This window comes from Colwellia sp. C1TZA3 (assembly GCF_007954265.1).
Lineage (GTDB): Bacteria > Pseudomonadota > Gammaproteobacteria > Enterobacterales > Alteromonadaceae > Cognaticolwellia.
In genome coordinates this window covers 45,680-71,931 of record NZ_VOLS01000005.1, presented here as the reverse complement: position 1 = coordinate 71,931, position 26,252 = coordinate 45,680, and the positions used below count along the sequence as shown (strand labels likewise).

General features: G+C 39.3%; 22 protein-coding genes. 20 read left to right on the top strand and 2 right to left on the bottom strand.

What is annotated here, in order from left to right:
* Window positions 1–16 precede the first annotated feature (16 nt).
* The 15 genes from mnmG to ESZ39_RS02655 all read left to right on the top strand — a co-directional run bounded on the left by mnmG (window position 17) and on the right by ESZ39_RS02655 (window position 13,840).
* Window positions 17–1,906: a tRNA uridine-5-carboxymethylaminomethyl(34) synthesis enzyme MnmG gene (mnmG, locus tag ESZ39_RS02725; protein ID WP_146878258.1), complete on the top strand. Its 1,890-nt coding sequence runs from the start codon at window positions 17–19 to the stop codon at window positions 1,904–1,906.
* A 30-nt stretch (window positions 1,907–1,936) separates the two neighbouring features.
* Window positions 1,937–2,563, top strand: a complete 627-nt coding sequence (gene rsmG, locus ESZ39_RS02720; protein WP_146878257.1) for a 16S rRNA (guanine(527)-N(7))-methyltransferase RsmG — start codon at window positions 1,937–1,939, stop codon at window positions 2,561–2,563.
* 38 nt (window positions 2,564–2,601) lie between these two features.
* A complete protein-coding gene (locus ESZ39_RS02715) occupies window positions 2,602–3,402 on the top strand; it encodes a ParA family protein (protein WP_146878256.1) in 801 nt (266 codons plus the stop codon).
* Window positions 3,403–3,416: 14 nt separating this feature from the next.
* Window positions 3,417–4,307 carry a ParB/RepB/Spo0J family partition protein gene (locus tag ESZ39_RS02710; RefSeq protein WP_146878255.1) on the top strand — a complete coding sequence of 297 codons (891 nt, stop codon included), beginning with the start codon at window positions 3,417–3,419 and terminating at the stop codon, window positions 4,305–4,307.
* A gap of 339 nt (window positions 4,308–4,646) precedes the next feature.
* Window positions 4,647–5,045: an ATP synthase subunit I gene (locus tag ESZ39_RS02705; protein WP_223270208.1), complete on the top strand. Its 399-nt coding sequence runs from the start codon at window positions 4,647–4,649 to the stop codon at window positions 5,043–5,045.
* A gap of 24 nt (window positions 5,046–5,069) precedes the next feature.
* Window positions 5,070–5,879, top strand: a complete 810-nt coding sequence (gene atpB / locus ESZ39_RS02700; RefSeq protein WP_146878254.1) for a F0F1 ATP synthase subunit A — start codon at window positions 5,070–5,072, stop codon at window positions 5,877–5,879.
* A gap of 101 nt (window positions 5,880–5,980) precedes the next feature.
* Window positions 5,981–6,208 carry a F0F1 ATP synthase subunit C gene (atpE, locus tag ESZ39_RS02695; RefSeq protein WP_077284459.1) on the top strand — a complete coding sequence of 76 codons (228 nt, stop codon included), beginning with the start codon at window positions 5,981–5,983 and terminating at the stop codon, window positions 6,206–6,208.
* 32 nt (window positions 6,209–6,240) lie between these two features.
* On the top strand, window positions 6,241–6,711 hold the full coding sequence (gene atpF, locus ESZ39_RS02690) for a F0F1 ATP synthase subunit B (protein WP_146878253.1): 471 nt from the start codon (window positions 6,241–6,243) through the stop codon (window positions 6,709–6,711).
* Between the two features lie 14 nt (window positions 6,712–6,725).
* Entirely contained in the window at window positions 6,726–7,259 is a 534-nt protein-coding gene (gene atpH, locus ESZ39_RS02685) for a F0F1 ATP synthase subunit delta (RefSeq protein WP_146878252.1), read from the top strand.
* Between the two features lie 13 nt (window positions 7,260–7,272).
* The gene (atpA, locus tag ESZ39_RS02680; protein ID WP_146878251.1) at window positions 7,273–8,814 is read left to right on the top strand and encodes a F0F1 ATP synthase subunit alpha; all 1,542 of its coding nucleotides are present in this window, start codon (window positions 7,273–7,275) and stop codon (window positions 8,812–8,814) included.
* A 29-nt stretch (window positions 8,815–8,843) separates the two neighbouring features.
* Window positions 8,844–9,704, top strand: coding sequence for a F0F1 ATP synthase subunit gamma (gene atpG, locus ESZ39_RS02675; RefSeq protein WP_146878250.1), 861 nt, complete (start codon window positions 8,844–8,846; stop codon window positions 9,702–9,704).
* A gap of 58 nt (window positions 9,705–9,762) precedes the next feature.
* Window positions 9,763–11,148: a F0F1 ATP synthase subunit beta gene (gene atpD, locus ESZ39_RS02670; RefSeq protein WP_146878249.1), complete on the top strand. Its 1,386-nt coding sequence runs from the start codon at window positions 9,763–9,765 to the stop codon at window positions 11,146–11,148.
* Between the two features lie 46 nt (window positions 11,149–11,194).
* Window positions 11,195–11,614, top strand: coding sequence for a F0F1 ATP synthase subunit epsilon (locus ESZ39_RS02665; protein WP_146878248.1), 420 nt, complete (start codon window positions 11,195–11,197; stop codon window positions 11,612–11,614).
* Window positions 11,615–12,695: 1,081 nt separating this feature from the next.
* On the top strand, window positions 12,696–13,265 hold the full coding sequence (locus ESZ39_RS02660) for a cytochrome b (protein WP_223270207.1): 570 nt from the start codon (window positions 12,696–12,698) through the stop codon (window positions 13,263–13,265).
* Between the two features lie 14 nt (window positions 13,266–13,279).
* Window positions 13,280–13,840, top strand: coding sequence for a YceI family protein (locus ESZ39_RS02655; protein WP_146878247.1), 561 nt, complete (start codon window positions 13,280–13,282; stop codon window positions 13,838–13,840).
* A 120-nt stretch (window positions 13,841–13,960) separates the two neighbouring features.
* Here ESZ39_RS02655 and ESZ39_RS02650 read toward each other — a convergent pair whose 3' ends face one another.
* A complete protein-coding gene (locus ESZ39_RS02650) occupies window positions 13,961–16,246 on the bottom strand; it encodes a S9 family peptidase (RefSeq protein WP_146878246.1) in 2,286 nt (761 codons plus the stop codon).
* 287 nt (window positions 16,247–16,533) lie between these two features.
* Between ESZ39_RS02650 and ESZ39_RS02645 the strand changes: the two genes are divergently transcribed.
* Entirely contained in the window at window positions 16,534–17,013 is a 480-nt protein-coding gene (locus ESZ39_RS02645) for an AMP-binding enzyme (RefSeq protein ID WP_146878245.1), read from the top strand.
* Window positions 17,014–17,154: 141 nt separating this feature from the next.
* The gene (locus tag ESZ39_RS02640; protein WP_146878244.1) at window positions 17,155–18,291 is read left to right on the top strand and encodes a DcaP family trimeric outer membrane transporter; all 1,137 of its coding nucleotides are present in this window, start codon (window positions 17,155–17,157) and stop codon (window positions 18,289–18,291) included.
* 225 nt (window positions 18,292–18,516) lie between these two features.
* Here ESZ39_RS02640 and ESZ39_RS02635 read toward each other — a convergent pair whose 3' ends face one another.
* A complete protein-coding gene (locus ESZ39_RS02635; protein WP_146878243.1) occupies window positions 18,517–20,859 on the bottom strand; it encodes a Tex family protein in 2,343 nt (780 codons plus the stop codon).
* A 273-nt stretch (window positions 20,860–21,132) separates the two neighbouring features.
* Between ESZ39_RS02635 and glmU the strand changes: the two genes are divergently transcribed.
* From glmU to glmS, 3 genes are all read left to right on the top strand, one after another.
* Window positions 21,133–22,494 (top strand): bifunctional UDP-N-acetylglucosamine diphosphorylase/glucosamine-1-phosphate N-acetyltransferase GlmU, encoded by a 1,362-nt coding sequence (gene glmU / locus ESZ39_RS02630; protein WP_146878242.1) that lies wholly within the window; start codon window positions 21,133–21,135, stop codon window positions 22,492–22,494.
* A gap of 434 nt (window positions 22,495–22,928) precedes the next feature.
* Window positions 22,929–23,690, top strand: coding sequence for a DeoR/GlpR family DNA-binding transcription regulator (locus ESZ39_RS02625; RefSeq protein WP_146878241.1), 762 nt, complete (start codon window positions 22,929–22,931; stop codon window positions 23,688–23,690).
* Between the two features lie 15 nt (window positions 23,691–23,705).
* Window positions 23,706–25,538, top strand: coding sequence for a glutamine--fructose-6-phosphate transaminase (isomerizing) (gene glmS, locus ESZ39_RS02620; RefSeq protein ID WP_146878240.1), 1,833 nt, complete (start codon window positions 23,706–23,708; stop codon window positions 25,536–25,538).
* Window positions 25,539–26,252 lie beyond the last annotated feature (714 nt).

Here is a 26,252-nt window from a genome sequence, read left to right as displayed (position 1 = left end):
CAAAGGTCAGTAATTTATGTGGTATCAAGAGTCTTATGACGTAATTGTTGTTGGTGGCGGTCATGCTGGAACAGAAGCGTCACTTGCAGCAGCTCGCATGGGCTGTAAAACATTATTGTTGACTCACAACATTGACACCCTTGGTCAAATGTCATGTAACCCAGCGATAGGCGGCATTGGCAAAGGTCATTTGGTTAAAGAAATTGACGCTCTAGGTGGCATAATGGCTACAGCAGCTGACCATGCAGCGATCCAATTTAGAACCCTAAATGCCAGCAAAGGTCCAGCGGTACGAGCAACTCGGATACAAGCAGATCGGAATTTGTATCGAAACTTTGTTCGTAACTATTTAGAAAATCAAGAAAATTTAACAATATTTCAACAGCCTTGTGATGATCTTATTTTAGAAAATAATAAGATCGTGGGTGTTTCTACGCAAATGGGTTTGAAATTTAAAGCGAAAAGCGTTGTCTTGACGGTGGGTACTTTCCTAGCGGGTCAGATCCACATTGGTCTGAACAATTATCAAGGCGGTAGAGCCGGTGATCCTGCTAGTGTAAATCTTGCTGCTCGTTTACGTGATATGCCATTTAGAATTGATCGTTTAAAAACAGGAACACCACCACGCTTAGACGGCAGAACCCTTGATTTTTCTGTAATGGCAGAACAGCCAGGTGATGATCCTCGACCAACTTTTTCTTATATGGGCTCAGAAGACGATCATCCAAGACAAGTTTCATGTTTTATTACCCATACCAATCAGAAAACTCATGATATTATTAGATCTGGCCTAGACCGTTCCCCCATGTATACTGGTGTTATTGAAGGTGTTGGACCTCGTTATTGCCCATCAATTGAAGATAAAATACATCGTTTTGCCGATAAAGACAGTCATCAAATATTTGTCGAGCCTGAAGGGTTAAATACCCATGAAATTTATCCTAATGGTATTTCTACTAGTCTGCCATTTGATGTTCAGATGGATCTAGTTAGATCGATCAAAGGTTTTGAAAACGCCCATATAACTCGTCCAGGTTATGCTATTGAATATGACTTTTTCGATCCGCGCGATCTAAAACAAACGCTAGAAAGTAAATTTGTTGAAAACCTTTATTTTGCTGGCCAAATTAATGGTACTACTGGTTATGAAGAAGCTGGCGCTCAAGGGCTTGTTGCAGCGACTAATGCCGCGGCAAGAGTACAAGGTAAAGAAGAGCTAGTGTTAACTAGAGATCAAGCTTACATGGGTGTTCTTATTGATGACTTAGCCACTTTAGGCACCAAAGAACCTTATCGTATGTTTACTTCTCGTGCTGAGTACCGTTTATTATTGCGTGAAGATAATGCTGATATTCGTTTAACGGAAAAAGGTCGTGCTTTAGGTTTGGTTGATGATCAACGTTGGCAGCGATTTAATGAGAAAATGGAGAATGTTGAGCTTGAACGTCAACGTTTGCGTTCAACTTGGTTACAAAAGGATCATCCAGCTGTTGAGCAAGTCAATAGTTTATTGAAAACGCCCTTAAGTCGTGAAAACAGTCTAGAAGATCTACTTCGACGTCCAGAAGTTAAATACGACGATCTAGTCGCGATTGAAGGTCTAGGGCCTAAACTCGCAGATAAACAAGCGGCTGAACAAATTGAAATTCAAATAAAATATGCCGGTTATATTGACCGACAGCTTGATGAAATAGCGAAAAAGAAGCGTCACGAAAACACTTTGATCCCCGTAGACTATGATTTTAGCCAAATATCAGGCTTGTCAAATGAGGTTGTTGCGAAGCTCTCAGACGCTCGTCCTGAAACTATTGGTAAAGCATCGCGCATTTCTGGTATTACTCCAGCGGCAATTTCGTTATTATTAGTTTATCTGAAAAAACATGGCTTATTACGCAAAAGCGCTTAAATAGTCAGCATAAACGAAAGATGCCACCTTATGACATTATCTGACCAACTCATTGCTCTGATCAAAGAAACTTCGCTTGAGGTTTCAACAGAGCAAATTTCTTTACTTATCCAATATGTTGAATTATTAAACAAATGGAATAAAGCCTACAATTTAACCTCAATACGCGATCCTAAAGATATGATCATCAAACATATCATGGATAGTTTGATGGTTGGGCCATTACTTAAAGGTCAATCTTTTATTGATGTGGGTACTGGGCCAGGCTTACCAGGAATACCGCTGGCTATTTTATATCCTGAGCGTAATTTTGTCTTATTAGACAGTCTAGGCAAAAGAATTACTTTTTTAAGGCAAGTGGTTTTCCAATTAAAACTTGATAATGTTACACCCGTTAAATCACGTGTTGAGCAGTATCGTCCAGAGCAACCTTTCGATGGTGTATTAAGTCGAGCATTTTCATCATTAACTGACATGGTAACTTGGTGCGAACATTTAGTGAGTGTTGAACACGGACGGTTTTTAGCATTGAAAGGTATTTACCCGAGTGATGAAATAGCGGCATTACCCAGTAATATAGCGGTTGCAAATAGTTATGCTATTGCCGTGCCTCAGTTAGACGGTGAGCGCCATTTGATTGAATTGGTTAAATCATAAATAATAATAAACTTGAGCAGAAAAGTATTGAGGATCCTGTGGGAAAAATAATTGCGGTTGCAAATCAAAAAGGTGGTGTCGGTAAAACGACAACTTCGGTCAATCTTGCTGCTTCTCTTGCGGCAACTAAACGTAGAGTTTTACTGGTCGATCTTGACCCCCAAGGTAACGCTACTATGGGTAGCGGTATAGATAAATACGAAGTACCAGCAACCTGCTACGAATTACTTATCGAAGAACGACCATTCGAAGATGTGGTTTGTAGAAATACGGCAGGTATTTATGATCTTATTGCCGCAAACAGCGATGTAACGGCGGCAGAAATTAAATTGATGGAGGTTTATTCTCGAGAACATCGTTTAAAAAACGCTTTATCAAAAGTAAGCAAAGACTATGACTATATTATTATCGATTGTCCACCCTCATTAAATATGTTGACGGTTAATGCCATGACTGCAGCAGATTCAGTATTAGTGCCGATGCAATGTGAGTACTATGCTTTAGAAGGTTTAACTGCTTTAATGGATACCATTTCGCAGTTAACCTCAGTAGTAAATAGTAAACTTCATATTGAAGGTATTTTACGTACTATGTATGACCCTCGTAACCGTTTAGCTAATGATGTTTCTGAGCAATTAAAGCGTCACTTCGGTGATAAAGTTTATCGCACCGTTATTCCACGTAATGTCCGTCTAGCAGAAGCGCCTAGTTTTGGTGCCCCAGTGATGTATTATGATAAATCTTCTACAGGTGCAAAAGCTTATCTCGCCTTAGCCGGTGAAATACTACGTCGTGCAGAAGAAAAAAAACCATCTACACCGCAAGCCACTACTGAGTAATAATAAGGAATATTATGAGTCAAACAAAACGCAGAGGTCTAGGTCGCGGTCTTGATGCCTTATTAACAAAACCATCAACAGATTTAACCAGTAATGTGGGCGATACAACAGATACGCCAAACAAAAATGCTGAATTACAGAATTTACCAATAGAACAATTGCATCCTGGCAAGTATCAACCGCGCAAAGATATGTCGGCAGAAGCCTTAGATGACTTAGCTAACTCGATTAAATCACAAGGCATTATTCAGCCTATTATTGTTCGGCCAGTTAGTGAGCACAGTTATGAAATTATAGCCGGTGAGCGCCGCTGGCGTGCAGCTCAAATAGCGGCACTGGATACCGTACCTTGTTTAATAAAGCATGTGCCTGATGAAGCTGCAGTGGCGATTGCTTTAATAGAAAACATTCAACGTGAAGACTTAAATGCGATGGAAGAAGCTATCGCATTAGAACGATTGCTAATTGAATTTGAATTGACCCATCAAGAAGTTGCTGATGCGGTTGGTAAATCAAGAACGGCGGTAAGTAACTTATTACGCTTAAATAATCTTAACAGTGAAGTTAAAACTTTACTTGAGCATGGCGATATCGAAATGGGCCATGCTAGAGCACTATTAGCCTTAGATAATGACATTCAAACTAATACGGCACGTATTGTGGTAGCAAAAGAGTTAAATGTGCGCGAGACAGAAGTATTAATCAAAAAATTACAACAACCGGCAAAAGAAATAGTCACAAAGCCAGCAGATCCTAATACCAAGGCATTAGAGCAAAACTTGTCTGAAAAATTAGGCTCGCATGTTGCTATAAATCATAATAAACAAGGTAAAGGGAAATTAGTTATATCTTACAGTGACCTATCTGAACTTGATGGTATTGTCTCACGCTTTAATTCTTTTTAGTATGACTTGAAAATAAGCCTTTAAAATCGATAAGGTTTAAGGATTTAGGTTGAAATAATAAAAACTCTTGAATAGCCATTTTTGATCAAATGAAAAACGGCTATCTATTTACTGTTTTTTCTTTTGCTTTTATAATTCATCAGTAATGTTTCAATTTTAGATTATACCTTAGTCGTAATTTATTCATTTAGCGCAACATTTTGCAGATAATGTCGGCAATGAGTAGCCTATTTTGTTGCATTAGTGCTGTAATTCAGTATACTTGCGACGGCTTTTTAGAGATGAAAAATTATCTTTAAAAAACTGTAAGCATTACGAAAAATATCGTAGGAGTTTCTGGTGAGTTTATTTATTTACAATGAGTTAGCTAGGCCAGGAAGAGAATTTGCATTTAAGCAAATATTAATCTCGATAGTGATTGTTTTGCTTTGCAGTTTAGCAACATATTTTATTTGGGGATTATCGTTTGCACTCTCGGTATTAAGTGGTGGTGCAATCAGTGTAATCCCTAATTTTTTCTTTGCTCATAAAGCATTTAAATATGCCGGAGCAAGAGCGTCAGAAAAAGTACTTGATGCTTTTTATAGTGGCGAGAAATTGAAAATAGTATTAACGGCCGTTTTGTTTGCGCTAGCCTTTAAGTTTTTAGCGATAGAGCCCATAGCTTTTTTCAGCAGTTTTTGTTTAGTAGTGGCTTTGCCGTTACTAACACCGTTTTTTATCAACAAGAATTTTTAAACTTTAATCATTAGGGTAATTAATATGTCATCAGGTGCTGAAATAACCAGCCAAGAATATATTAAACATCATCTAACCAATTTAAGTGCAGATAGTCAGGGACTTTGTTCCGCTAATTCTTTAAATCCATGTGATGGATTTTGGACACTGCACTTAGATACACTTGGTTGGTCGGTGTTTTTAGGTTTAGTTTTTATTACGCTGTTTCGTTCAGTTGCTAAAAAAGCAAGTACTGGCGTGCCCGGTAGATTGCAATGTGCAGTTGAAATGGTTGTTGAATTTGTCGATGACAGTGTTAAAAGTACCTTTCACGGCAAAAACCCAGTTATCGCGCCACTAGCATTAACCATTTTTGTTTGGGTATTGTTAATGAACGCCATGGATTGGGTGCCGGTAGATTTAATACCGCGTATTTTTGAGTTGTTTGGTGTTAATTACATGAAAGCCGTACCAACAACTGATCCAAATATGACCTTTGCTTTAGCATTAGGTGTTTTTGTTCTTATTCTTTATTACTCAATTAAAATAAAAGGTATCGGCGGATTTATTAAAGAGTTAACCACCCAGCCATTTGGTCATTGGTCACTCTACCCGATTAACTTTATTTTAGAGATGGTTACCTTACTGGCTCGCCCGTTATCACTCGCACTTCGTTTGTTTGGTAATATGTACGCTGGTGAATTGATCTTCTTATTGATTGCGACAATTGGTGTGTTCCAATTGCCAGTACACTTTTTATGGGCTGCTTTTCACTTGTTGATCATCCCATTACAAGCGTTTATCTTCATGATGCTAACGATTCTATATTTGAGTCTAGCGCACGAAGATCATTAAATTTCTTGCCCTTGTTACTTACAAAGTAACAAGGGCAAGAATAACAGTTTCAACCTTAGTTTTTAAACTTTATAACTTTACTTAAATAATCGGAGATAAATATGTTATATATCGCTGTTGCTTTATTAATCGGTCTAGGTGCTCTTGGTACTGCGATTGGTTTTGGTTTACTTGGTGGCAAATTTTTAGAGTCTGCTGCACGTCAACCTGAATTAGCACCTCAACTGCAAGTTAAAATGTTCATCGTAGCGGGTCTTATCGATGCTATTGCAATGATCGGTGTTGCTATCGGCTTATACCTATTATTCGCAGTTGGTGTTCCAGCTTAATTTAAACGCGAATTTTAATAGGAGATACATAAATGAATCTTAATATGACCTTAATTGGTGAATTAATCGCATTTATCGTATTCGTAATTTTTTGTATGAAGTATGTATGGCCACCAATTATTGGTGCCATAGAAGCCCGTCAAGCATTAATTGCTGATGGACTTGCTGCTTCTGACCGTGCCGCTAAAGATCTTGAGCTTGCTCAAGAGAAAGCTACAGCACAATTAAAAGAAGCTAAAGCGCAAGCAGCAAGTATTTTAGAAGCTGCTAAAAAGCGTGAAGTTCAGATAATTGAAGAAGCTGCAGTAAAAGCACATGCTGAAAAAGATAAAATTTTAGCTTCAGGTCATGCAGAAATTGATACTGAACGTAACCAAGCTAAAGAAGAATTGCGCCAACAAGTGGCTGTTCTTGCTATTGCTGGTGCCGAGAAAATTCTTGAGCGTTCAATCGATGCCGCTGTACATAGCGACATTTTAGATAAACTTGTAGCTGAACTTTAGAGGGAAATGAGCTTATGTCTGAATTGACAACCATCGCTCGTCCCTACGCTAAAGCGGCGTTTGATTTTGCTATTGAAGCAAATACAGTCGAAAACTGGTTAGAAATGCTAGTTTTTGCTGCACAAGTTGCCAACGACAACACCATAAAAGACTATCTTTCTGGTGGTGCGTCGGTAGAACAAGCACAAGACATTTTTTTGAAAGTCTGTGATGTTCAACTTGATAGTAATGGCCAAAACTTAATTAAAGTAATGGCTGAAAATCAACGTTTATTGGTGCTACCACAGGTTGTTGCTCAGTTTCGCGAATTAAAAGCTGAACATGAGAAAACAGTTTCTGTGGATGTAACGTCTGCTGTTAAATTAACAGTAGAACAAGAAACTACATTATGCGCTGCGCTTGAAAAGCGTTTGGCTCGAAAAGTAAAACTTAATTGTAAAATTGATGCAAACGTAGTCTCTGGCTTAGTAATAAAAGCTGGTGACATGGTAATAGATGGTTCAGTACGAGGTAAATTGAACCGCTTAGCAACAACAATGCAATCCTAACGGGGAACAGAGTATGCAACTGAATTCCACTGAAATCGCTGAACTGATCAAGAGTCGTATTGAACAGTTTGACGTAGTTAGTGAAGCTCGTAATGAAGGTACTATCGTTTCTGTAACTGACGGTATCATTCGTATTCATGGCCTTGCAGACGTAATGCAAGGTGAGATGATTGAACTTCCTGGCAATCGCTTTGCTATCGCTTTAAACCTTGACCGTGATTCGGTCGGTGCGGTAGTTATGGGTCCTTATGCGGATCTAGCTGAAGGCGTTAAAGTAAAATGTACTGGTCGTATTTTAGAAGTACCAGTAGGACGTGGCTTATTAGGTCGCGTTGTTAACACATTGGGTGAGCCAATTGACGGTAAAGGACCTATCGAAAACGATGGTTTCTCTCCAGTTGAAATGGTAGCACCAGGCGTAATCGATCGTAAATCTGTTGATCAACCTGTACAAACAGGTATTAAATCAATCGATTCAATGATTCCAATTGGACGTGGCCAACGTGAACTTATCATTGGTGACCGTCAAATTGGTAAATCTGCAATCGCATTAGATGCAATTATCAATCAGAAAAACACTGGTATTAAGTGTGTATACGTAGCTATTGGCCAAAAAGCCTCTACCGTTGCTAACTTAGTTCGCTCATTAGAAGAACACGGCGCGTTAGATAATACTATCGTTGTTGTTGCTGGCGCTTCTGAAGCAGCCGCACTTCAGTACTTGTCAGCATATTCTGGCTGTACTATGGGTGAATACTTCCGTGATCGTGGTGAAGATGCACTAATTGTCTATGATGATTTGTCTAAGCAAGCTGTTGCTTATCGTCAAATTTCGTTACTTTTACGTCGTCCGCCAGGTCGTGAAGCTTACCCAGGTGACGTTTTCTATCTTCACAGTCGTTTACTTGAACGTGCTGCTCGTGTAAACGAAGCATACGTTGAGCGTTTCACCAATGGTGCTGTAAAAGGTAAAACAGGTTCTTTAACCGCTTTACCTATCATTGAAACGCAAGCGGGTGACGTATCTGCATTCGTACCAACTAACGTAATCTCAATTACTGATGGTCAGATTTTCTTAGAATCTAACTTGTTTAACTCAGGTATTCGTCCTGCGGTTAACGCTGGTATTTCTGTATCTCGTGTTGGTGGTGCTGCTCAAACTAAAATCATCAAGAAATTAGGTGGTGGTATTCGTTTAGCTTTAGCACAATATGCTGAATTAGCAGCGTTTGCTCAATTTGCCTCAGACTTAGATGACGCTACACGTGCTCAATTAGAGCATGGCCAACGCGTTACTGAATTAATGAAGCAAAAGCAATACAGTCCATTGTCAATTGCTGAAACAGCCGTATCTTTATTTGCCGCAGATAAAGGCTTTTTAAACGATATCGCCATCAACAAAGTTGTTGATTTTGAAGATGCATTACGTTCGTACGTAAACAATGATCACGCTGAGTTGATGGCTACTATCAATGAAAAAGGCGACTATAACAAAGATATTGAGTCTGGTTTAGCGAAAGCGATTGAAGCTTTCAAAGCTACCCAAACTTGGTAATTTAGTTAACCTTTTCGGGGAGAATAGTCATGGCCGGTGGTAAAGAGATAAAATCGAAGATCGGAAGTGTAAAAAATACACAGAAGATCACCAGTGCAATGGAAATGGTTGCAGCTAGCAAAATGCGTAAAGCGCAAGAAAGCATGGCTGCCTCTCGTCCGTATGCTGAAAATATGCGAAATGTGATCGGTCACATCGCGCTTGGTAATTTAGAGTATCTTCATCCTTATATGGTTGAACGTGAAGCTAAGCGTGTAGGTTATATTGTTGTCTCAACAGACCGTGGTTTGTGTGGTGGTTTAAATATTAATTTATTTAAACAAGTACTTGCTGACGCAGGTAAACACCAAGCAGCTGGTGCCGAAGTTGAATTTGCCGTAGTGGGTTCTAAAGCTACGTCATTTTTCAACAATATGGGTGCCAAAGTTGTTTCACAAATTTCTGGATTAGGTGATAACCCATCACTAACTGATTTAATCGGTAGTGTTAAGGTTATGTTAAACGCCTATGATAATGGTGAGATTGACAGATTGTTCATTGTATATAACAAATTTGTTAATACCATGACGCAAAAACCGACAATCGATCAACTTTTACCTTTGCCTAAGTCAGATGATGACGCTATTAAGCATCGCTGGGATTACATATACGAACCTGATGCTCAAGCAATACTTGAATATTTATTGGTGCGTTATACAGAATCTCAAGTATATCAAAGTGTGGTTGAAAACCTCGCATGTGAACAAGCCGCTCGTATGGTTGCAATGAAATCTGCAACCGATAACGCGGGTGACTTAATTGATGATTTACAATTGGTATACAACAAAGCGCGTCAAGCAAGTATTACTCAAGAATTGGGTGAAATTTGTGCTGGTGCAGCAGCGGTATAAGCAAAGGTTCTTTGTTTATTTTATTAGTAAATAAGAGCACTAGATTAGAGGATTAAACATGAGTACAGGTAAAGTCGTCCAAATCATTGGCGCAGTTGTGGATGTAGAATTTCCACAAGATGCTGTACCTCAGGTATATGACGCATTAAATGTAACTGAAGGTGACCTTTCAGGCTTAGTACTAGAAGTACAACAGCAATTAGGTGGTGGTGTAGTTCGTACTATCGCCATGGGTTCATCAGATGGTTTGCGTCGTGGTCTGAACGTAGAAAACACAGGTAATAACATCCAAGTACCAGTAGGTGTATGTACATTGGGTCGCATTATGAACGTATTGGGTGAGCCTATCGATGAAGCTGGCCCAATCGGCGAAGAAGAAAAATGGTCAATTCACCGTCAAGCGCCAGCTTATGCTGATCAAGCGTTGTCGAATGAATTACTTGAAACCGGTATCAAAGTAATCGATTTAGTTTGTCCATTCGCTAAGGGTGGTAAAGTAGGTTTATTCGGTGGTGCTGGTGTTGGTAAAACCGTTAACATGATGGAACTTATTCGTAATATCGCGATTGAGCATAGCGGCTACTCAGTATTTGCTGGTGTAGGTGAGCGTACTCGTGAAGGTAACGATTTCTATCATGAAATGAACGATTCAAATGTACTTGATAAAGTATCACTTGTTTACGGTCAAATGAACGAGCCTCCAGGAAACCGTTTACGTGTTGCCTTTACTGGTTTGACAATGGCTGAGAAATTTCGTGATGAAGGTCGTGACGTATTATTCTTTGTTGATAATATTTATCGTTATACCTTAGCTGGTACTGAAGTATCTGCACTACTTGGTCGTATGCCGTCAGCCGTTGGTTATCAACCAACACTTGCTGAAGAAATGGGTGTGTTGCAAGAGCGTATTACTTCAACTAAGAAAGGTTCAATCACTTCAATCCAAGCGGTATACGTACCAGCAGATGATTTGACGGATCCCTCTCCAGCTACTACTTTTGCTCACTTAGATGCAACAGTTGTATTGAGTCGTGATATTGCTTCGCAAGGTATTTACCCTGCAATTGACCCACTAGATTCTACTTCTCGTCAACTTGACCCACTAGTGGTCGGTGCTGAGCATTATGAAACTGCCCGTGGTGTTCAATCAACATTACAACGTTACAAAGAACTTAAAGATATCATCGCCATCTTAGGTATGGATGAGTTATCTGAGGAAGATAAATTATCAGTGAATCGTGCACGTAAGATTCAACGTTTCTTATCTCAACCGTTCTTTGTTGCTGAGGTATTCACTGGTTCTCCTGGTAAGTATGTATCACTTAAAGACACCATTAGTGGCTTTAAAGGATTACTTGCAGGTGAGTATGATGATTTACCTGAGCAAGCTTTCTACATGGTTGGTTCTATTGAAGAAGCAGCTGAAAAAGCTAAAAACATGTAATGAAGGCTGGTGATTAACATAAGTTAGTCACCTATTAGGAGGTCACATGGCATTACTTTCTGTAAATCTGAATGTTGTTAGCGCTGAAGAAAGTTTATTTTCCGGTAGCATTGAATCATTACAGATCACAGGTAGCGAAGGTGAGTTAGGCATTATGCCTGGTCACGCACCTTTGCTGACCTCACTAAAACCTGGTATGGCAAGAATCGTCAAAAAAGGTGGTGATGAAGAAATCATTTACCTTTCTGGCGGTATGCTAGAAGTTCAACCAAATAACGTTACTGTATTAGCGGATATCGCGATACGTGGCGCTGATTTAGATGAACAAGCTGCATTACAGGCTAAAGAGCGCGCAGAGAAACACTTGAATGAACATGGTAATGATGTTGATTACGCAGAAGCCGCAGCTGAACTAGCTCGTGCTGTTGCGAAATTACGGGTTATCCAAGCAACAAGTAAGAAATAACTCTGGCCTTTAACATTAAGTTTTAGTGATACAAAAAAGCGACTTTTACTCCGGTAAATAGTCGCTTTTTATCATCTACTCTTGTTGAAAAAGCATTTACTCCGCTTAATCCACCTAATCCCACGATCATCTTAACTCTACCCTATTGCTCAAAGACAAAGTTTGTCAGTCTAAATACAAAAATAATAGCAAACTTAAGCATCGCCTAGCGCTACTGGCAGTGCACTTTAGTACTACATTTTTAAAAAAATGAATTTGTACGAAAAAAGCACTATAGAGGTATATACCCGCTCCACTTCAAGATGTAGTTTCAGAGCTAAGCTAGGAAATCAGATCAAGGCGCGCTACGAAGATAATGGTTATACCAATTTGATTAATTAAGTGATCTACTTTTTCATGAGGAAAAATGGATAAATACAAGGCATAAAGTTTAGTAATACCAGTTCCATTAAGTTTGTGATCTTGTTGTGCGCAGGAAAAATAATTCAAGGTAAGGCGCTCGATTGAGCAATAGCTGGCTATTGGGATTGAGAGCAACACAGCCTTGAGCTATTTTAACTAGTACAAGTGAGCAATAACTTAATGGGATTGGTATAAGTAGTTATTCACCTTATAAATTTTATAACGCTGTAGTTATTCATTTTAACCATTAAAAATGAGCAGGTAATTAATCAACTTGGTATCATTCCCTTATCAAGTAGGACTGGTTTTCTAGCTTAGCTCCTTACGGGCAAGCCGATAAAGGGTTATCTGTGGCGTTATGGATTTCGACAATATTCCCACAGGGATGTGGGTTATTAGAGCAACGCAGGAGCAGTTGCCAAGAATAACTATTCTCTTCAATCCATGCCCGGTACCTAACCCTTTCTCGACTTGCACAAACCTGCACCTTGAAGTGGAGCGGGTATAGTTACTAACTATTTTAATCTAGCGCAATAATTTGTTCGAGTTTGTTACATTAATTAAAGACTAAAACTTAATAAGTTAATTGCGACTAAAGGCATTATATTGCGTCTAAATAACTAGGTTTTTTGCTAATGAGTAGCTAAACTAAATAGCTCATTCATCATTAAGAAAAAAAATGATTTACAATAAAGTGTCGTGGAAAAACAGTCAGCAACAATATGGTTTGCTGAGTAAATTATTACACTGGCTCTCGGCATTAACGGTTTTTTCGTTATTTGCCTTAGGTTTTTGGATGGTGGAGTTAAACTATTCGAGTAAATGGTATCAATTAGCGCCACATTGGCATGAAAGTGTTGGCATACTTTTATTGATGGTAACTATATTTAGATTGTTGTGGCGTCGTATTGCCGGCTCTCCTGGTGCAATAACCAGTCATAGTACCTTTGAGAAAAAAGCCTCTGCTTCAATGATATTTATTTTGTATATCACGCTGTTTACTGTTTTGATTTCTGGTTATTTGATCTCCAGTGCCAATGACAAAGCTATTGCTGTTTTTGACTGGTTTAACGTTATACCATGGGTGTTGGGGATAAAAAACCAAGAAGACATTACAGGTGTGATACATTATTACGTGGCATACGGCATAATAGTTTTCGCGTTATTGCATGCATTAGCTGCCTTAAAACACCATTTTATTGACCAAGACGTCACGCTAAAACGTATGACTAAAATCAAAGACGAATAATTAAAGGAACTTATATGAAAAAAATATTACTTGCTAGCGCTCTATTAACCTCGAGTGTACTAACACCAGCTTTAGCGGCTGATTATGTTATTGATACTGAAGGGGCACATGCCTCGATTAATTTTGCAGCAAGCCATCTAGGTTTTAGTGTACTTGCCGGTCGATTTAACGACTTTTCAGGTAACTTCTCTTATGACAAAGATAATGTTTCTGCGTCAAAAATCAAGGTGATTGTAGACACCTCAAGCTTTGATTCAAACCACGCTAAACGTGATAAGCATGTGCGTTCAGATGACTTTTTAGATGTGAGTGAATATGCACAAGCAACATTTACTAGCAGTAAAGTTGAAGATAAAGGTGATGGTAAACTTGCTATAATAGGAAGTTTTACCATGCATGGTGTTACTCAACCATTAACCATTGACGCCGTTAAAGTGGGTGAAGGTGATGATCCTTGGGGTGGCTATCGTGCTGGTTTTAGCGGTACCGCAACTATCGCTATGGCAGATTTTGGCTTTAAAAAAGACTTTGGCAAAGTAGACCTGACTTTACATATTGAAGGTATTCGCCAGTAATAAGAAAAGTTAATTGAAAAAAGGGCTATGTGCCCTTTTTTTGCTATAAATTTTATAGTTGCCTAAAAAAATTCTTACCATATCAGCTGTTATCAATGCCGCTATATTGGGCTTATAAAGTTACTCGCTAAACGTAAACTCTTTGGGTGGCGTTAAGCCCATTAAATGTTGGACAAAATAGTCCCAGCGTTTGCGCATCATATACGGCTTTCTGGCAAAGCCATGACCACGGTTTGGTAGCATCAGCATGTCAAAGTCTTTATTAGCGGCAATTAACGCTTCTACGACGATTAGGCTGTTATATGGCGGTACATTAGTGTCAGTTGTTCCATGGGCAATGAGTAGCTTGCCCTTTAGGTTTTCAACCAATAATTGGTTTGCTTGGCTGTCGTAGTTAGTGCTGCCATCTTCATTTTCTACTAACATACCATGATATTTTTCACCCCATTCATCAGCATAGTTTCTATTGTCGTGATTACCTGCTTGTGAAACGGCAACCGAATAAAAGTCTGGATAAGTTAACAAGGCGCGTGTTGAGGCAAAACCACCACCGGAATGGCCCCAAATACCAACGCGTGTGCTATCAATCCAGTTGTATTTTTTTGCTAACTGTTTAATGGCAGCAACTTGATCGGGAATACCACTATCGCCCATGTTTTGATAATAAAAATCATGGAAGTTTTTTGAACGTCCAGGCGTACCTAACGCGTCAATTTCGATAACAATAAAGCCAAGCTCAGCAATCGCTTGGTTATCGCCTCTAGCCGTTCTAAAATGACGCCCACGAATACTGCCTACTTGTGGACCTGGGTATAAGTAATTCACCACAGGGTAAGATTTGCTGACGTCAAAATCACTAGGCTTATACATAAGTCCATAGATGTCATGTTCGTTATTACGGTCTTTGACAATAAAGGGTGTCGGTGCTTGCCAACCGGTATCGGTAAGTTTAGTAATATCCATTTGTTCAACGATAAAACCTGATTTACTGCTGGTACTGCGAATAAAGCTGGTTTCTGCTTGGTTTGGTGTTGAAACTCGGTCTAAAAAATATTCAGCATTTTTGCTCAAGGTAATGCGGTGATGCTTTTGCTCAGGGCTTAATAAGGTTAAATTTGAACCATTTTTGTTAATGCTGTAAAGGTAATGAAAATAGGGATCACCACCTTCTTTACCTGCGCCAGAAAAAATTAATTTCCCGGTTTCTTGATCAACATTGAGTAATTCTAATACGGTCCAATCGCCGTGGGTTATTCGATTTTTAATGTTACCGGTCATCGCATCTACTAAATACAAATGTCCCCAGTTTGAGCGCTGCGAAAACCAAATAAATTCATTACTTTGATCAAGGTATTGCCAACTAATGCCACCAACACCTGACTCGAAAAAGCTATTGGCAGTTTCAGTTAATACCGTACGTACTTTACCGCTATTAGCATCGGCTATTTTTAACGTTGCCGTTTTGTGATCGCGTGTTGACGAGACAAATGCAAAATGGCTGCTATCGCTCGACCAGTCAATGTCTAACAAACTACCATCACGACCGGCAACATGGTCTGTTATGGTTGATCTGTGAGCATCTGCCGGCATATCTAGCACCACTACATTCGCTTGTTCAACGTCAATCATCACCCGGTGAATTTTGAAGATATTTTTATCTCCCGGTAATGGATATTTCCAAACATCGATGGTTGGGTGGCCAACGGCGGTAGACACTATGCCCATTTCACCAACGTTTCGACTATCATGTTTAAAGGTGGTTAATTTTTTCGAGTCGGGTGACCACTTAACTACTGGCTTGTCACCACGAACCCAACCTGCATTGTTGGTGGCGTAAGCAAAGTTTTTTAAGCCATCAGTGGTTAATTGTTTTTCGCTATTATCACTAAGGTTACGTAGCCATAAGTTGTGTTGTTTAATATAAACGGCTAGCTTGTTATTTGGTGAAACTAACTCATTATCCTTAATGGCGACTTTATTTAGCTGACATAAGTAACTTTCAATATTACATTGGTACGACTTACCCTCAACGGTTAGCGAAATTAGCTTATCACCGGTGAAATTAAAGCGATTAAAAGGTAGTTTTTTTGGCTTTATTTCTTGTGCAGTAAGCTGGGTTAATGCGTGGCTAATTTTTTGATGATCAAACGCCAATTGCTTTTCTTTTGTTACTGGATCGAAGATAAAAAACTGCTTACCATGCTGGGTTTGGCTGCTATAAGTCAGCTTATTGTTTTCAGTCCAGTTTGGATGCTCTACTGTTCCAATAACTAATTTTTCGGTATGCTTGCCCAGTTGACGTTCAGCTTGTTGGTACTTTTCAATACTGAGTGATTCAGCATTAACATTAAAAGCCAAGCAGGCTAAAATTGTGCTTGATGATATACATTTTATTTTTGAAACCATGAAGAACCTTGAGTTTATTAGTTATAAAAATAGTATTTTCAAAATCTTATCATTTCATATAACGGTACTGTAGACATTATCGACCAGGTGAATATTGATTGCGATAACTAACCACTGACTCGCGGTTAATTCATTGATTTTTACTCTATGTAGACTAAAGTCTAGGCTATTTTTTGTCAATTTTAGACTTAGGTCTAATTTATAAATTAACGCTGACTCTCTACTGTTACTAACATCATAAATAGTTTTGATTAAAATTCGATCAAAGTGATGCAATAGAGAGTGATATGCCTAATCAGAGTGGTCAACAAATACAATTGTCTTGGTTGCAGTCGAGTCATGGTGAATGGTTTTATTTTATGGACAAAAATTTTGTCGATGAAGATACCGTACTAGCTCGTGAGCAAGATTATATCTGGTTAGTTTCACAAGCTACATCTGCTGATAAGGTCAGTAGCTATCGTGTTGCTCACCAAACAATAGAAACATTTATTGAGCAATTAACAGGTGTTAATCAGGTTGTTGTATTTGGTGTGCCTCACGAAAAAAAAGGCAACGCGCTTCATGTCTATGTTGAGTTAAATAACCCGGCTACTGAATGGTCAACATTATCAAATACTATAAATGCAAAGCTTGCTGGTTGTTTGGGGGAATTTGCTCAGGCTGAGATCATCAAATTTGTTGATCAATTGCCGAACACTGAAAATAAAAATGTTTCTAGAAAAATATTAAAATCTCAAAACATAGCTATGAAGCATGCAGCATAAAAAATTATAAAAATAACGATAACGGTTTCTACTTTTTATAAAAATACGCTATCAAAAACTAAAGCGATACTAAAACGATAACAACACCACCAGAGCATAAATATTGTTGCTCTTAGGTTAATAACACACGGGGAAAGTAAAATGTTTAATAAGAAAAAGCTTTTATTAGCAACAGGCCTTTTAGCCATGGCTGGCAGCGCAACAGCTGGTTATGAAATTAAATTGTCAGATGAAGACACCATTACCTTTGGTGGTTATATCAAGTTAGATGCACGTTATGTTGACGGTAATATTAACAGTATTACTAATGATTATTGGGCTGGTGCAGGTAACGTTGGCGATATTTCTCGCACTAGCCTTCGTGCAACAGAGTCGCGTTTTAATACTAAATATGTGCATGGTGATGTAACTGGCTTTATTGAGTTAGATTTTCATGGCGGCGGTGGTAATGAAATTGTTTCAAACTCGGCAAACCCAAGATTACGCCACGCCTTTATCAAATATAAAAACATTTTGGTTGGTCAAACATGGTCAACATTTATGAATACCAGCTCTTTAGTTGACGCCGTTGATTTTGCTGGTCCGCTTAACGCTGTAGCCTTTATTAGACAAGGGCAAGTGCGTTATACCCAAGGTAACTTTCAAGTCGCTTTAGAAAACCCTGAATCTGACAAAGGTGACTCGAGTCAAGATTCTATGCCTGACGTTGTGGTTAAATATACCTTTAATGGTGATTGGGGTAACGTTTCTGTTGCGGGTTTAGCTCGTCAATTAAATACCGCGACTGTAACTCCTGTAGCCTTTACCCCAGCAGTAACAGTTACAGATGCTATAACTGGTGAGCTTATGACAATTAAACCATCTGTAGCAGCTGTAACTGGTATAGTTAGTGATACAGAAACAGCAATTGGTTACGGTATTTCGGGTAAAATAAACACGTTTGGTAAAGATGATTTTCGTTTTCAAGTGCACGGTGGTGAAACTGGACGTTATGTTGGTGTAGTAGCGGCACGTGATTTAGTCGGCGAAGAAGTAGAAGAATCAACCTCGTATATGGTTGCTTATCGCCATTTTTGGAGTGATGATATTCGCAGTACCGCATTTTACGGTAAAACAACAACAGACGTTGCTGATGCTGATAGAAGACATTGGGGCGTTAATATCTTTAAAAGTTATACCAAAGAGCTTTCGTTTGGTTTTGAAGTAGGTAACTTTGAATCAGTAGATCAAAATGCTGATTCAGATTACGCACAATTTACAGCTAAATACGTGCTTTAGTTTAACATCTTGCGTTAGTTAACCTCCCAACCGAGGTTATTTTGGGGAAGCTCTTTGCTTCCCCTTTTTTATGTTCAGGCCGTTCATCGCCATCTCGGTAATTGCTCCTGCATTACTCTAATAGCTTACATGTATGGATTTCACATTGATGAACGGTCATCTTATAGGGTCGTTTCTAACATCTCGCTTTTAACTTATAGCTGACAATTAATAACTAAGTAATAGTTATTTTTTTAGGTTGGCAAAAGCGTCAGCAAAGGCATTCCCCATAGCGGCATTATTGGTGGCTTTTGGTTGCTGTGTTTTTGCTTTATGTCTGTTCTGTTGTGGCTGTTTAGTATTTTTGTCATTCGGCTGCGTTTTCTTAGACTGTTCTGTGGACTGATTTTTAACTGCTGCTATCACTTCATCTAAGCGCATGGTTAAACTGATACGTTTACGTTGTGGGTCAACCTCCGTCACTTTAACTTTGACCACTTCACCGGCTTTGACAACTTCATGTGGATCACTGACAAATTTATCGGTCAGTGAAGAAATATGCACTAAACCGTCTTGATGCACACCGACATCAACAAAAGCGCCAAAATTCGCCACGTTAGAAATAACCCCTTCGAGTATCATGCCGACTTTAAGGTCATTAATGGTGTTAACACCAGCTTGAAAGGTTGCGGTTTTAAACTCTGGGCGAGGATCACGGCCCGGTTTTTCTAACTCGCTAATAATGTCTTTAATGGTTAGCAAACCAAAAGCATCACTAGTTAAGGTTGCAATATTAATTTTTTCTAGCGCTGATTTATTACCGATCACATCACTAATATCAGTGTCGAGTTGTTGTAAAATTTCTTCAACTAAGCGGTAAGTTTCAGGATGAACACCTGAATAGTCTAGCGGGTTATTACCCTGACTTATTCGCAAGAACCCTGCGGCTTGTTCAAAGGCTTTTGGCCCTAAGCGTGCGACCTTTTTTAATTCATTTCGATTGTTAAATCGGCCGTGTTCATCACGAAAGCTCACGACATTATTTGCCATGGTTTTGTTTAACCCTGAAACCCGTGATAACAGAGCGGCAGAAGCGCTGTTTAAGTCAACCCCAACCGCGTTGACACAATCTTCGATAACATTGTCTAAGGTTTGGCTGAGTTGGCTTTGGCTAACATCATGTTGATATTGCCCAACGCCAATCGCTTTTGGGTCTATTTTAACCAGCTCTGCGAGTGGATCTTGTAAGCGACGTGCAATTGATACCGCACCACGAATTGACACGTCTAAATCAGGAAATTCTTTCGCGGCAAATTCCGATGCTGAATAGACTGATGCGCCAGCTTCACTAACAATCACTTTTGTCGGTTTATTAGTGTCTAATTTAGCAATAACATCAGCAATAAGTTGGTCACTTTCGCGTGAAGCGGTGCCGTTGCCTATCGCGACTAATTCTACTTTATGTTGCTGGCATAAATTAACTAAGGTACGTACTGATTTATCCCAATGATTTTGTGGCGCATGCGGAAATATAGTCGCCGTTTGTAATAATTTACCCGTGGCGTCAACAATGGCTAACTTACAGCCAGTTCTAAGACCGGGATCTAAACCTAAGGTTGTTTTTGGTCCTGCAGGCGCTGCCATCATTAAGTCGTTTAAATTACGAGAAAAAACCTTGATAGCTTCTACTTCTGCTTGTTCACGTAATTGCCCTAATAATTCAGTTTCTAAGCTTTTGCTGAGTTTTGTTTTCCACGTTGTTTGAACTACTTTAGTTAAAAACGTGGCCGCGGCTTGTCCGGTTAAGCGTAAATTAAAATGTTCGGTAATAAGCTGTTGTGCACTTGAAAATTCGCCTTCTTGGCCGGGATCAGCATCAATATTTAATGATAATAGCTTTTCGTTACGACCGCGCAACATAGCAAGCATGCGGTGTGACGGTACCGACTTTAATAATTCAGAATGTTGAAAGTAATCACGATATTTAGCGGCTTCTTTATCTTTGCCTTTGAGCAATTTACTACACAAGTGAGCTTGCTTAAGTAAGTGACGGCGTAATTTTTGGATTAAATTGGCGTCTTCAGCAAAGCGCTCAACCAGAATATAATGAGCGCCTTCAAGCACTGAGTTTATATCACTAAAACCTTGCTCTTTATTGATAAAAGCTTTTGCTTCTTGCTCAGGGTCGAGTTGCCAATTATTATAAATATTATTGGCCAACGGCGCTAAGCCGGCAGTAATGGCAATTTGCCCTTTAGTTATTCTTTTTGGTTTAAAGGGTAAATAAAGATCTTCTAAACGGGTTTTATTGTCGGCATTATTGAGTTCTGTGGCTAACGCAGGGCTTAATTTACCTTGCTGTTCAATATTGCTGATAATAACTTTTCGACGATCGGCTAAATCTCGCAAATAAACTAAGCGTTGTGCTAGGTGGCGCAAATGGTTGTCATCAAGCCCTTGGGTGACTTCTTTTCTATAACGAGCAATAAAAGGAACCGTTGCACCTTCATCTAATAAGTTTATAGCAGCATTTATTTGGCTGGTTTTTACATCAATTTCTTTGGCTATTTGCTCAGCAATGGGGGTCATTTATACGGGATCCTAGTGAAATAAAAGTGGGGTATTTAGCGTGTATTTGTTGTATACAGTATATACCCAAACGCTAGTCAGGTGCGATATACCCGCTAAGATTTTTTCTTGTCAGGAAGAAAAAAATTCTGCAGATTAAATGGTTAATTTGATTTTAATAGAGAAGCATTTAATTTAACGTTACAATGCCTGCATACGTTAATGCCAAGTTAATCAGTTTATGTTTAATGACAACTTGAATTATGTAACTTTATAAAAATAATCGGAAAAATTATGGCTCTCTCTGTTGTTATCTTAGCGGCGGGTAAAGGCACTCGCATGCGCTCTGCTTTACCTAAAGTTCTTCATCCTGTTGCTGAAAAGCCAATGGTTTCTCATGTGATTGACGCGGCACGTCAAGTTGATGGCGAAAATATTTACTTAGTTTATGGTTTTGGTGGTGATGTGCTTAAAGCCAAAGTCACCGGTGATGACTTAACCTTTGTCGAACAAAAGGAGCAATTAGGCACAGGTCATGCTGTTGATATGGCAGCGCCATTTTTATCAGATGATGAAAACGTATTAGTACTTTATGGTGATGTACCTTTAACCAAGGTGAGCACATTACAGCGTTTAATTGCCGCTAAACCTGACAATGGCATGGCATTATTAACCGTGCATTTAGCTAACCCAGCCGGCTATGGTCGTATTATGCGCGATAGCTCAGGCACAGTGGTTGGCATAATTGAACAAAAAGATGCCACTGCTGAGCAACTATTAGTGAATGAAGCTAATACGGGTATTTTATTGGCTAATGGCGGTGATTTAAAACGCTGGTTAGCGAATTTATCAAGCGATAACGCCCAAGGTGAATATTACTTAACGGACATTATTGCCGCTTGTCATCACGAAGGTAAGCTTATTGCCACCGCTCACCCTGACAGTGAAATTGAAGTAGAAGGTGCCAACAACCGTTTGCAACTTGCCGGTTTAGAGCGCGCTTATCAAATAAGAAAAGCAGAAGAATTGATGATCGCTGGGGCAAGTTTACGTGACCCTAACCGTATTGATATTCGTGGTCATGTTAGCGTTGGCCAAGAAGTGGTGATTGATATTAACTGTATTTTTGAAGGCAATGTCGATATTGCCGACAACGCCATCATTGGCGCCAATTGTATTTTGAAAAACTGCACTATCGGTCGGGGCGCTGAAATTAAGCCTAATACGATGATTGAAGGCGCCATTATTGGTGAGTTAGCCTCAGTAGGGCCATTTGCACGTATTCGTCCAGGCACAGAATTAAAGCGTGATGCGCATGTCGGTAACTTTGTTGAAATGAAAAAAACGACCTTAGGTACAGGTGCAAAAGCGGGTCACTTAAGTTATTTAGGTGATGCTGAAATAGGCGCCAACGCTAATATTGGTGCCGGCACCATTACTTGTAACTATGACGGTGTGAATAAAGCTAAAACGGTTATTGGCGCTGGCGCATTTATAGGCTCAAATGCTTCGTTAGTGGCACCGCTTACGATTGGTGAAATGGCAACAACAGGCGCCGGTTCGGTTATTGTTAAAAATGTTGATGATCATGACTTGAGTGTGGCGCGCGGTAAACAGCGAAATATTGCTGGTTGGAAACGCCCGAGCAAAAAATAACTTAATATACGGGTTATAATCTTATTAAAATTTATGACGATATAAATGCACTCGTGTAAACATGAGCGCATTTTATTTTTTTTGTTAATTTATACTAATCTCACTCATTTTTTACTTACCTTTACAGGTTTAAATAAGCAATAATTTTGTTATTTAATAATTAGAATAACTAGTTATTAAATAAAACCTCATCTTTGGCTGTTTTTCTGCGTATAAAATAGCTCACTTAATTTATCAAACGGGTATTATCAATAAATTAACTGTAAACAGACAATAATATCAAAATCTGCTATTTAGACTAAAAAGCACATTAAATTTAATCAATATTTAAGTAAATTGGTGACCGATCTTTAGATAAATATTGTTTTTATTTTCAGCTTTTGTTTTAATAGCTAAGTTTTAAACCGAAACTTTTTAAGAGTAAAACGAAAGCAATGTCAAAACGAAATACTCAGCAACGTCGACACACCATTATTGCCGAGCTAAGCAACCTAGGTGAAGTAAGTGTTGATAGGCTGGCAAAAATGTTTGATACCTCAGAAGTTACTATCCGTAAGGACCTGGCGGTACTAGAAAATAGTGGTTTACTACTGCGCAGATATGGTGGCGCAGTGCCTTTACCTCATGAAATTATCGCGCCGAAAACAGATAAAGTTTCGAAACGAAAGATAATGATCGCAAAAAAAGCAGCATCACTGATTCGCGACCATAATCGTATTATTTTAGACAGTGGTAGTACAACATCAGCTTTAGTGCGTGAGTTGAATGTCAAACAAGGCCTAGTGGTAATGACTAACTCACTTGCCATAGCTTCTGATCTACACGCACTAGAAAATGAACCAACATTATTGATGACCGGTGGTACTTGGGACCCGCATTCGGAATCATTTCAAGGGCAAGTGGCAGAAAGTGTTTTACGCTCTTATGACTTTGATCAGCTATTTATTGGTGCCGATGGCATTGATTTAGCACGCGGTACAACAACGTTTAATGAACTGCTAGGTTTAAGCCGAGTTATGGCTGAAGTGTCTCGTGAAGTCATCGTAATGCTAGATTCAGAAAAACTTAATCGAAAAATACCTAATTTAGAATTACCCTGGGGTAAAATTCACACGTTGATCACAGATGCAGACATGCCTGAAAACGTGCGAAGTGAAATTATTAAACAAGGCGTTAACCTTGTTATCGCAAGTTAAAAAAGGATAGAGAATATGTGTGGAATTGTTGGTGCTGTCGCACAGCGTGATGTAGCAGACATCTTAGTAGAAGGTTTAAAGCGATTAGAATATCGTGGTTATGACTCTGCTGGTGTTGCAATTGTTGATAATAATAACCAACTTCAGCGCGCCCGTCGCCTAGGTAAGGTGCAAGAACTTGCTGATGCATTGCAAGCTAATCCAATAGCGGGTGGCACCGGTATTGCGCATACACGTTGGGCAACACATGGCGCGCCGAGTGAAGCTAATGCTCATCCGCATATATCGTCAGAAACCATCGCGGTTGTGCACAATGGCATTATTGAAAACCATGATGCCTTACGCACACGTTTACAAGCTTTAGGCTATAGCTTTACCTCTGAAACAGACACTGAAGTTATCGCTCACTTAGTGCATCATGAATTAAAATCAGGCAATAGTTTATTAAGCGCGGTTCAAGCGACCGTCAAACAACTAGAAGGGGCTTATGGCACTGTTGTGCTTGATACCCGTGATAAAGACCGTGTGGTGGTTGCACGTTCTGGCAGCCCATTAGTGATTGGCTATGGTGTCGGTGAAAACTTTATCGCCTCAGATATGTTGGCACTATTGCCGGTGACGCGTAAATTTTCATTCTTAGAAGAAGGTGATGTTGCTGAAGTTACCCGTTTTGAAGTGAATGTTTTTGATACTGACGGTAAACCCGTCAAGCGCGAAGCGAAAGAATCTGAAGTTAGCCATGATACCGGCGACAAAGGTGAATACCGTCACTACATGCTAAAAGAAACCTTCGAGCAACCTACCGCTATTCGTAATACTTTAGAAGGTCGCTTGTTGGCTAATGTTTTAGATATCAACACTTTTGGAGAAGGTGCTGATGATATTTTTCAAGAAATCGAACATGTACAAATTATTGCCTGTGGTACTAGTTACCATTCAGGTATGGTGGCACGCTATTGGTTAGAAGCGCTAGCTGGCGTGTCATGTAATATCGAAATTGCCAGTGAATTTAGATATCGCCAATCACATGTACCTAAAAATGCTTTGTTAGTGACTATTTCACAGTCAGGCGAAACTGCTGATACCTTAGCCGCCTTGCGTTTAGCTAAACAGATAGGTTATCGCGCTAGTTTAACCATATGTAATGTTGCTGGTTCTTCATTAGTACGTGAATCTGATTTAGCTTTTATGACTAAAGCCGGTGCTGAAATAGGCGTTGCTTCAACTAAAGCTTTTACCACCCAACTGGTGGGCTTATTAATGATGACCTTAGCGATTGGTCAGCATCACGGTATGTCAAAAGAAAAGCAAACCGAAATTGCACAATCATTAATGACCTTACCGAGTAAATTAGAAGAAGTGTTAGCGCTTGCGAGCTCAATTGAAGACTTAGCAGAAGATTTTGCTGACAAGCATCATGCGTTATTCTTAGGACGTGGTGACCAGTATCCTATCGCGATGGAAGGGGCATTAAAGCTGAAAGAAATTTCATACATTCACGCTGAAGCTTACGCGGCTGGTGAACTTAAACATGGGCCACTAGCGTTAATTGACGCAGAAATGCCAGTTATTGTTGTAGCACCTCAAAACGATTTAATTGAAAAGTTAAAATCTAATGTTGAAGAAGTACGTGCTCGGGGTGGTTTAATGTACGTATTTGCTGACTCAAACGCTAACTTTAGCAGCGATGACACCATGAAAGTGATCAATGTGCCAGTATGTGATGACTTAATTGCCCCTATTGTTTACACCTTGCCGTTACAGTTACTGTCGTACTATGTTGCCATCATCAAAGGTACCGATGTTGACCAACCGCGTAATTTGGCCAAGTCGGTAACGGTTGAATAATTTGATGTCAAAAGCTGACAAATTGCGGCGGTTATTTAGCCTTGTAAACTAACCAACAGCTTAGAAAATTTTAAAGCAGCCTTAATTTTAGGCTGCTTTTTTTGTTGCTGGGATTTAGTCAGTCAAAAAAACCAACCAATAAGCATGATGAATGTTTCTACTATAATACCAGTTCCATTAAGTTTGTGATCTTGTTGTGCGCAGGAAAAATAATTCAAGGTAAGGCGCTCGATTGAGCAATAGTTGGCTATTGGGAGTGAGAGCAACACAGCCTTGAGCTATTTTAACTAGTACAAGTGAGCAATAACTTAATGGGATTGGTATAAGATAAATAATGCAGTCATATTCGCTGACAAATATGCAGCTCATTAACCAATTTATTCATTCAGTGTAATGAAATATTAGTATTAGGATATGCTATCCGCCGCCATCGCTAGTGATCACCCCATGCCAAATAAAACCTTGTAAATATTAACCCCAGCTAGACAGCTTTCTGGTTTTTTCTGGTGTTTGCTGGCTTTTTTGAATTACTATGAGAACACTTTAGCGCTGTTTTGCTAGGGTGATATGGCTTTCTATCGGTATGTGCCGCAGGCTGGCATGATTGGTTTTTATTTCGAAGTAGTTGAAACCTGTGTTGATTATTTATTAAGCTATTTTATCTGCTGTGTAGATTTTTTGTTGTTGATTTTTCTATGCCAGCAAAAGCTATGC

Excerpts from the sequence above, each read along its gene's own strand:
- mnmG (WP_146878258.1), top strand. The coding sequence starts at position 17 with ATGTGGTATCAAGAGTCTTATGACGTAATTGTTGTTGGTGGCGGTCAT.
- rsmG (WP_146878257.1), top strand. The coding sequence starts at position 1,937 with ATGACATTATCTGACCAACTCATTGCTCTGATCAAAGAAACTTCGCTT.
- ESZ39_RS02710 (WP_146878255.1), top strand. The coding sequence starts at position 3,417 with ATGAGTCAAACAAAACGCAGAGGTCTAGGTCGCGGTCTTGATGCCTTA.
- atpB (WP_146878254.1), top strand. The coding sequence starts at position 5,070 with ATGTCATCAGGTGCTGAAATAACCAGCCAAGAATATATTAAACATCAT.
- atpE (WP_077284459.1), top strand. The coding sequence starts at position 5,981 with ATGTTATATATCGCTGTTGCTTTATTAATCGGTCTAGGTGCTCTTGGT.
- atpF (WP_146878253.1), top strand. The coding sequence starts at position 6,241 with ATGAATCTTAATATGACCTTAATTGGTGAATTAATCGCATTTATCGTA.
- atpH (WP_146878252.1), top strand. The coding sequence starts at position 6,726 with ATGTCTGAATTGACAACCATCGCTCGTCCCTACGCTAAAGCGGCGTTT.
- atpA (WP_146878251.1), top strand. The coding sequence starts at position 7,273 with ATGCAACTGAATTCCACTGAAATCGCTGAACTGATCAAGAGTCGTATT.
- atpG (WP_146878250.1), top strand. The coding sequence starts at position 8,844 with ATGGCCGGTGGTAAAGAGATAAAATCGAAGATCGGAAGTGTAAAAAAT.
- atpD (WP_146878249.1), top strand. The coding sequence starts at position 9,763 with ATGAGTACAGGTAAAGTCGTCCAAATCATTGGCGCAGTTGTGGATGTA.
- ESZ39_RS02665 (WP_146878248.1), top strand. The coding sequence starts at position 11,195 with ATGGCATTACTTTCTGTAAATCTGAATGTTGTTAGCGCTGAAGAAAGT.
- ESZ39_RS02660 (WP_223270207.1), top strand. The coding sequence starts at position 12,696 with ATGATTTACAATAAAGTGTCGTGGAAAAACAGTCAGCAACAATATGGT.
- ESZ39_RS02655 (WP_146878247.1), top strand. The coding sequence starts at position 13,280 with ATGAAAAAAATATTACTTGCTAGCGCTCTATTAACCTCGAGTGTACTA.
- ESZ39_RS02650 (WP_146878246.1), bottom strand. The coding sequence starts at position 16,246 with ATGGTTTCAAAAATAAAATGTATATCATCAAGCACAATTTTAGCCTGC.
- ESZ39_RS02645 (WP_146878245.1), top strand. The coding sequence starts at position 16,534 with ATGCCTAATCAGAGTGGTCAACAAATACAATTGTCTTGGTTGCAGTCG.
- ESZ39_RS02640 (WP_146878244.1), top strand. The coding sequence starts at position 17,155 with ATGTTTAATAAGAAAAAGCTTTTATTAGCAACAGGCCTTTTAGCCATG.
- ESZ39_RS02635 (WP_146878243.1), bottom strand. The coding sequence starts at position 20,859 with ATGACCCCCATTGCTGAGCAAATAGCCAAAGAAATTGATGTAAAAACC.
- glmU (WP_146878242.1), top strand. The coding sequence starts at position 21,133 with ATGGCTCTCTCTGTTGTTATCTTAGCGGCGGGTAAAGGCACTCGCATG.
- ESZ39_RS02625 (WP_146878241.1), top strand. The coding sequence starts at position 22,929 with ATGTCAAAACGAAATACTCAGCAACGTCGACACACCATTATTGCCGAG.
- glmS (WP_146878240.1), top strand. The coding sequence starts at position 23,706 with ATGTGTGGAATTGTTGGTGCTGTCGCACAGCGTGATGTAGCAGACATC.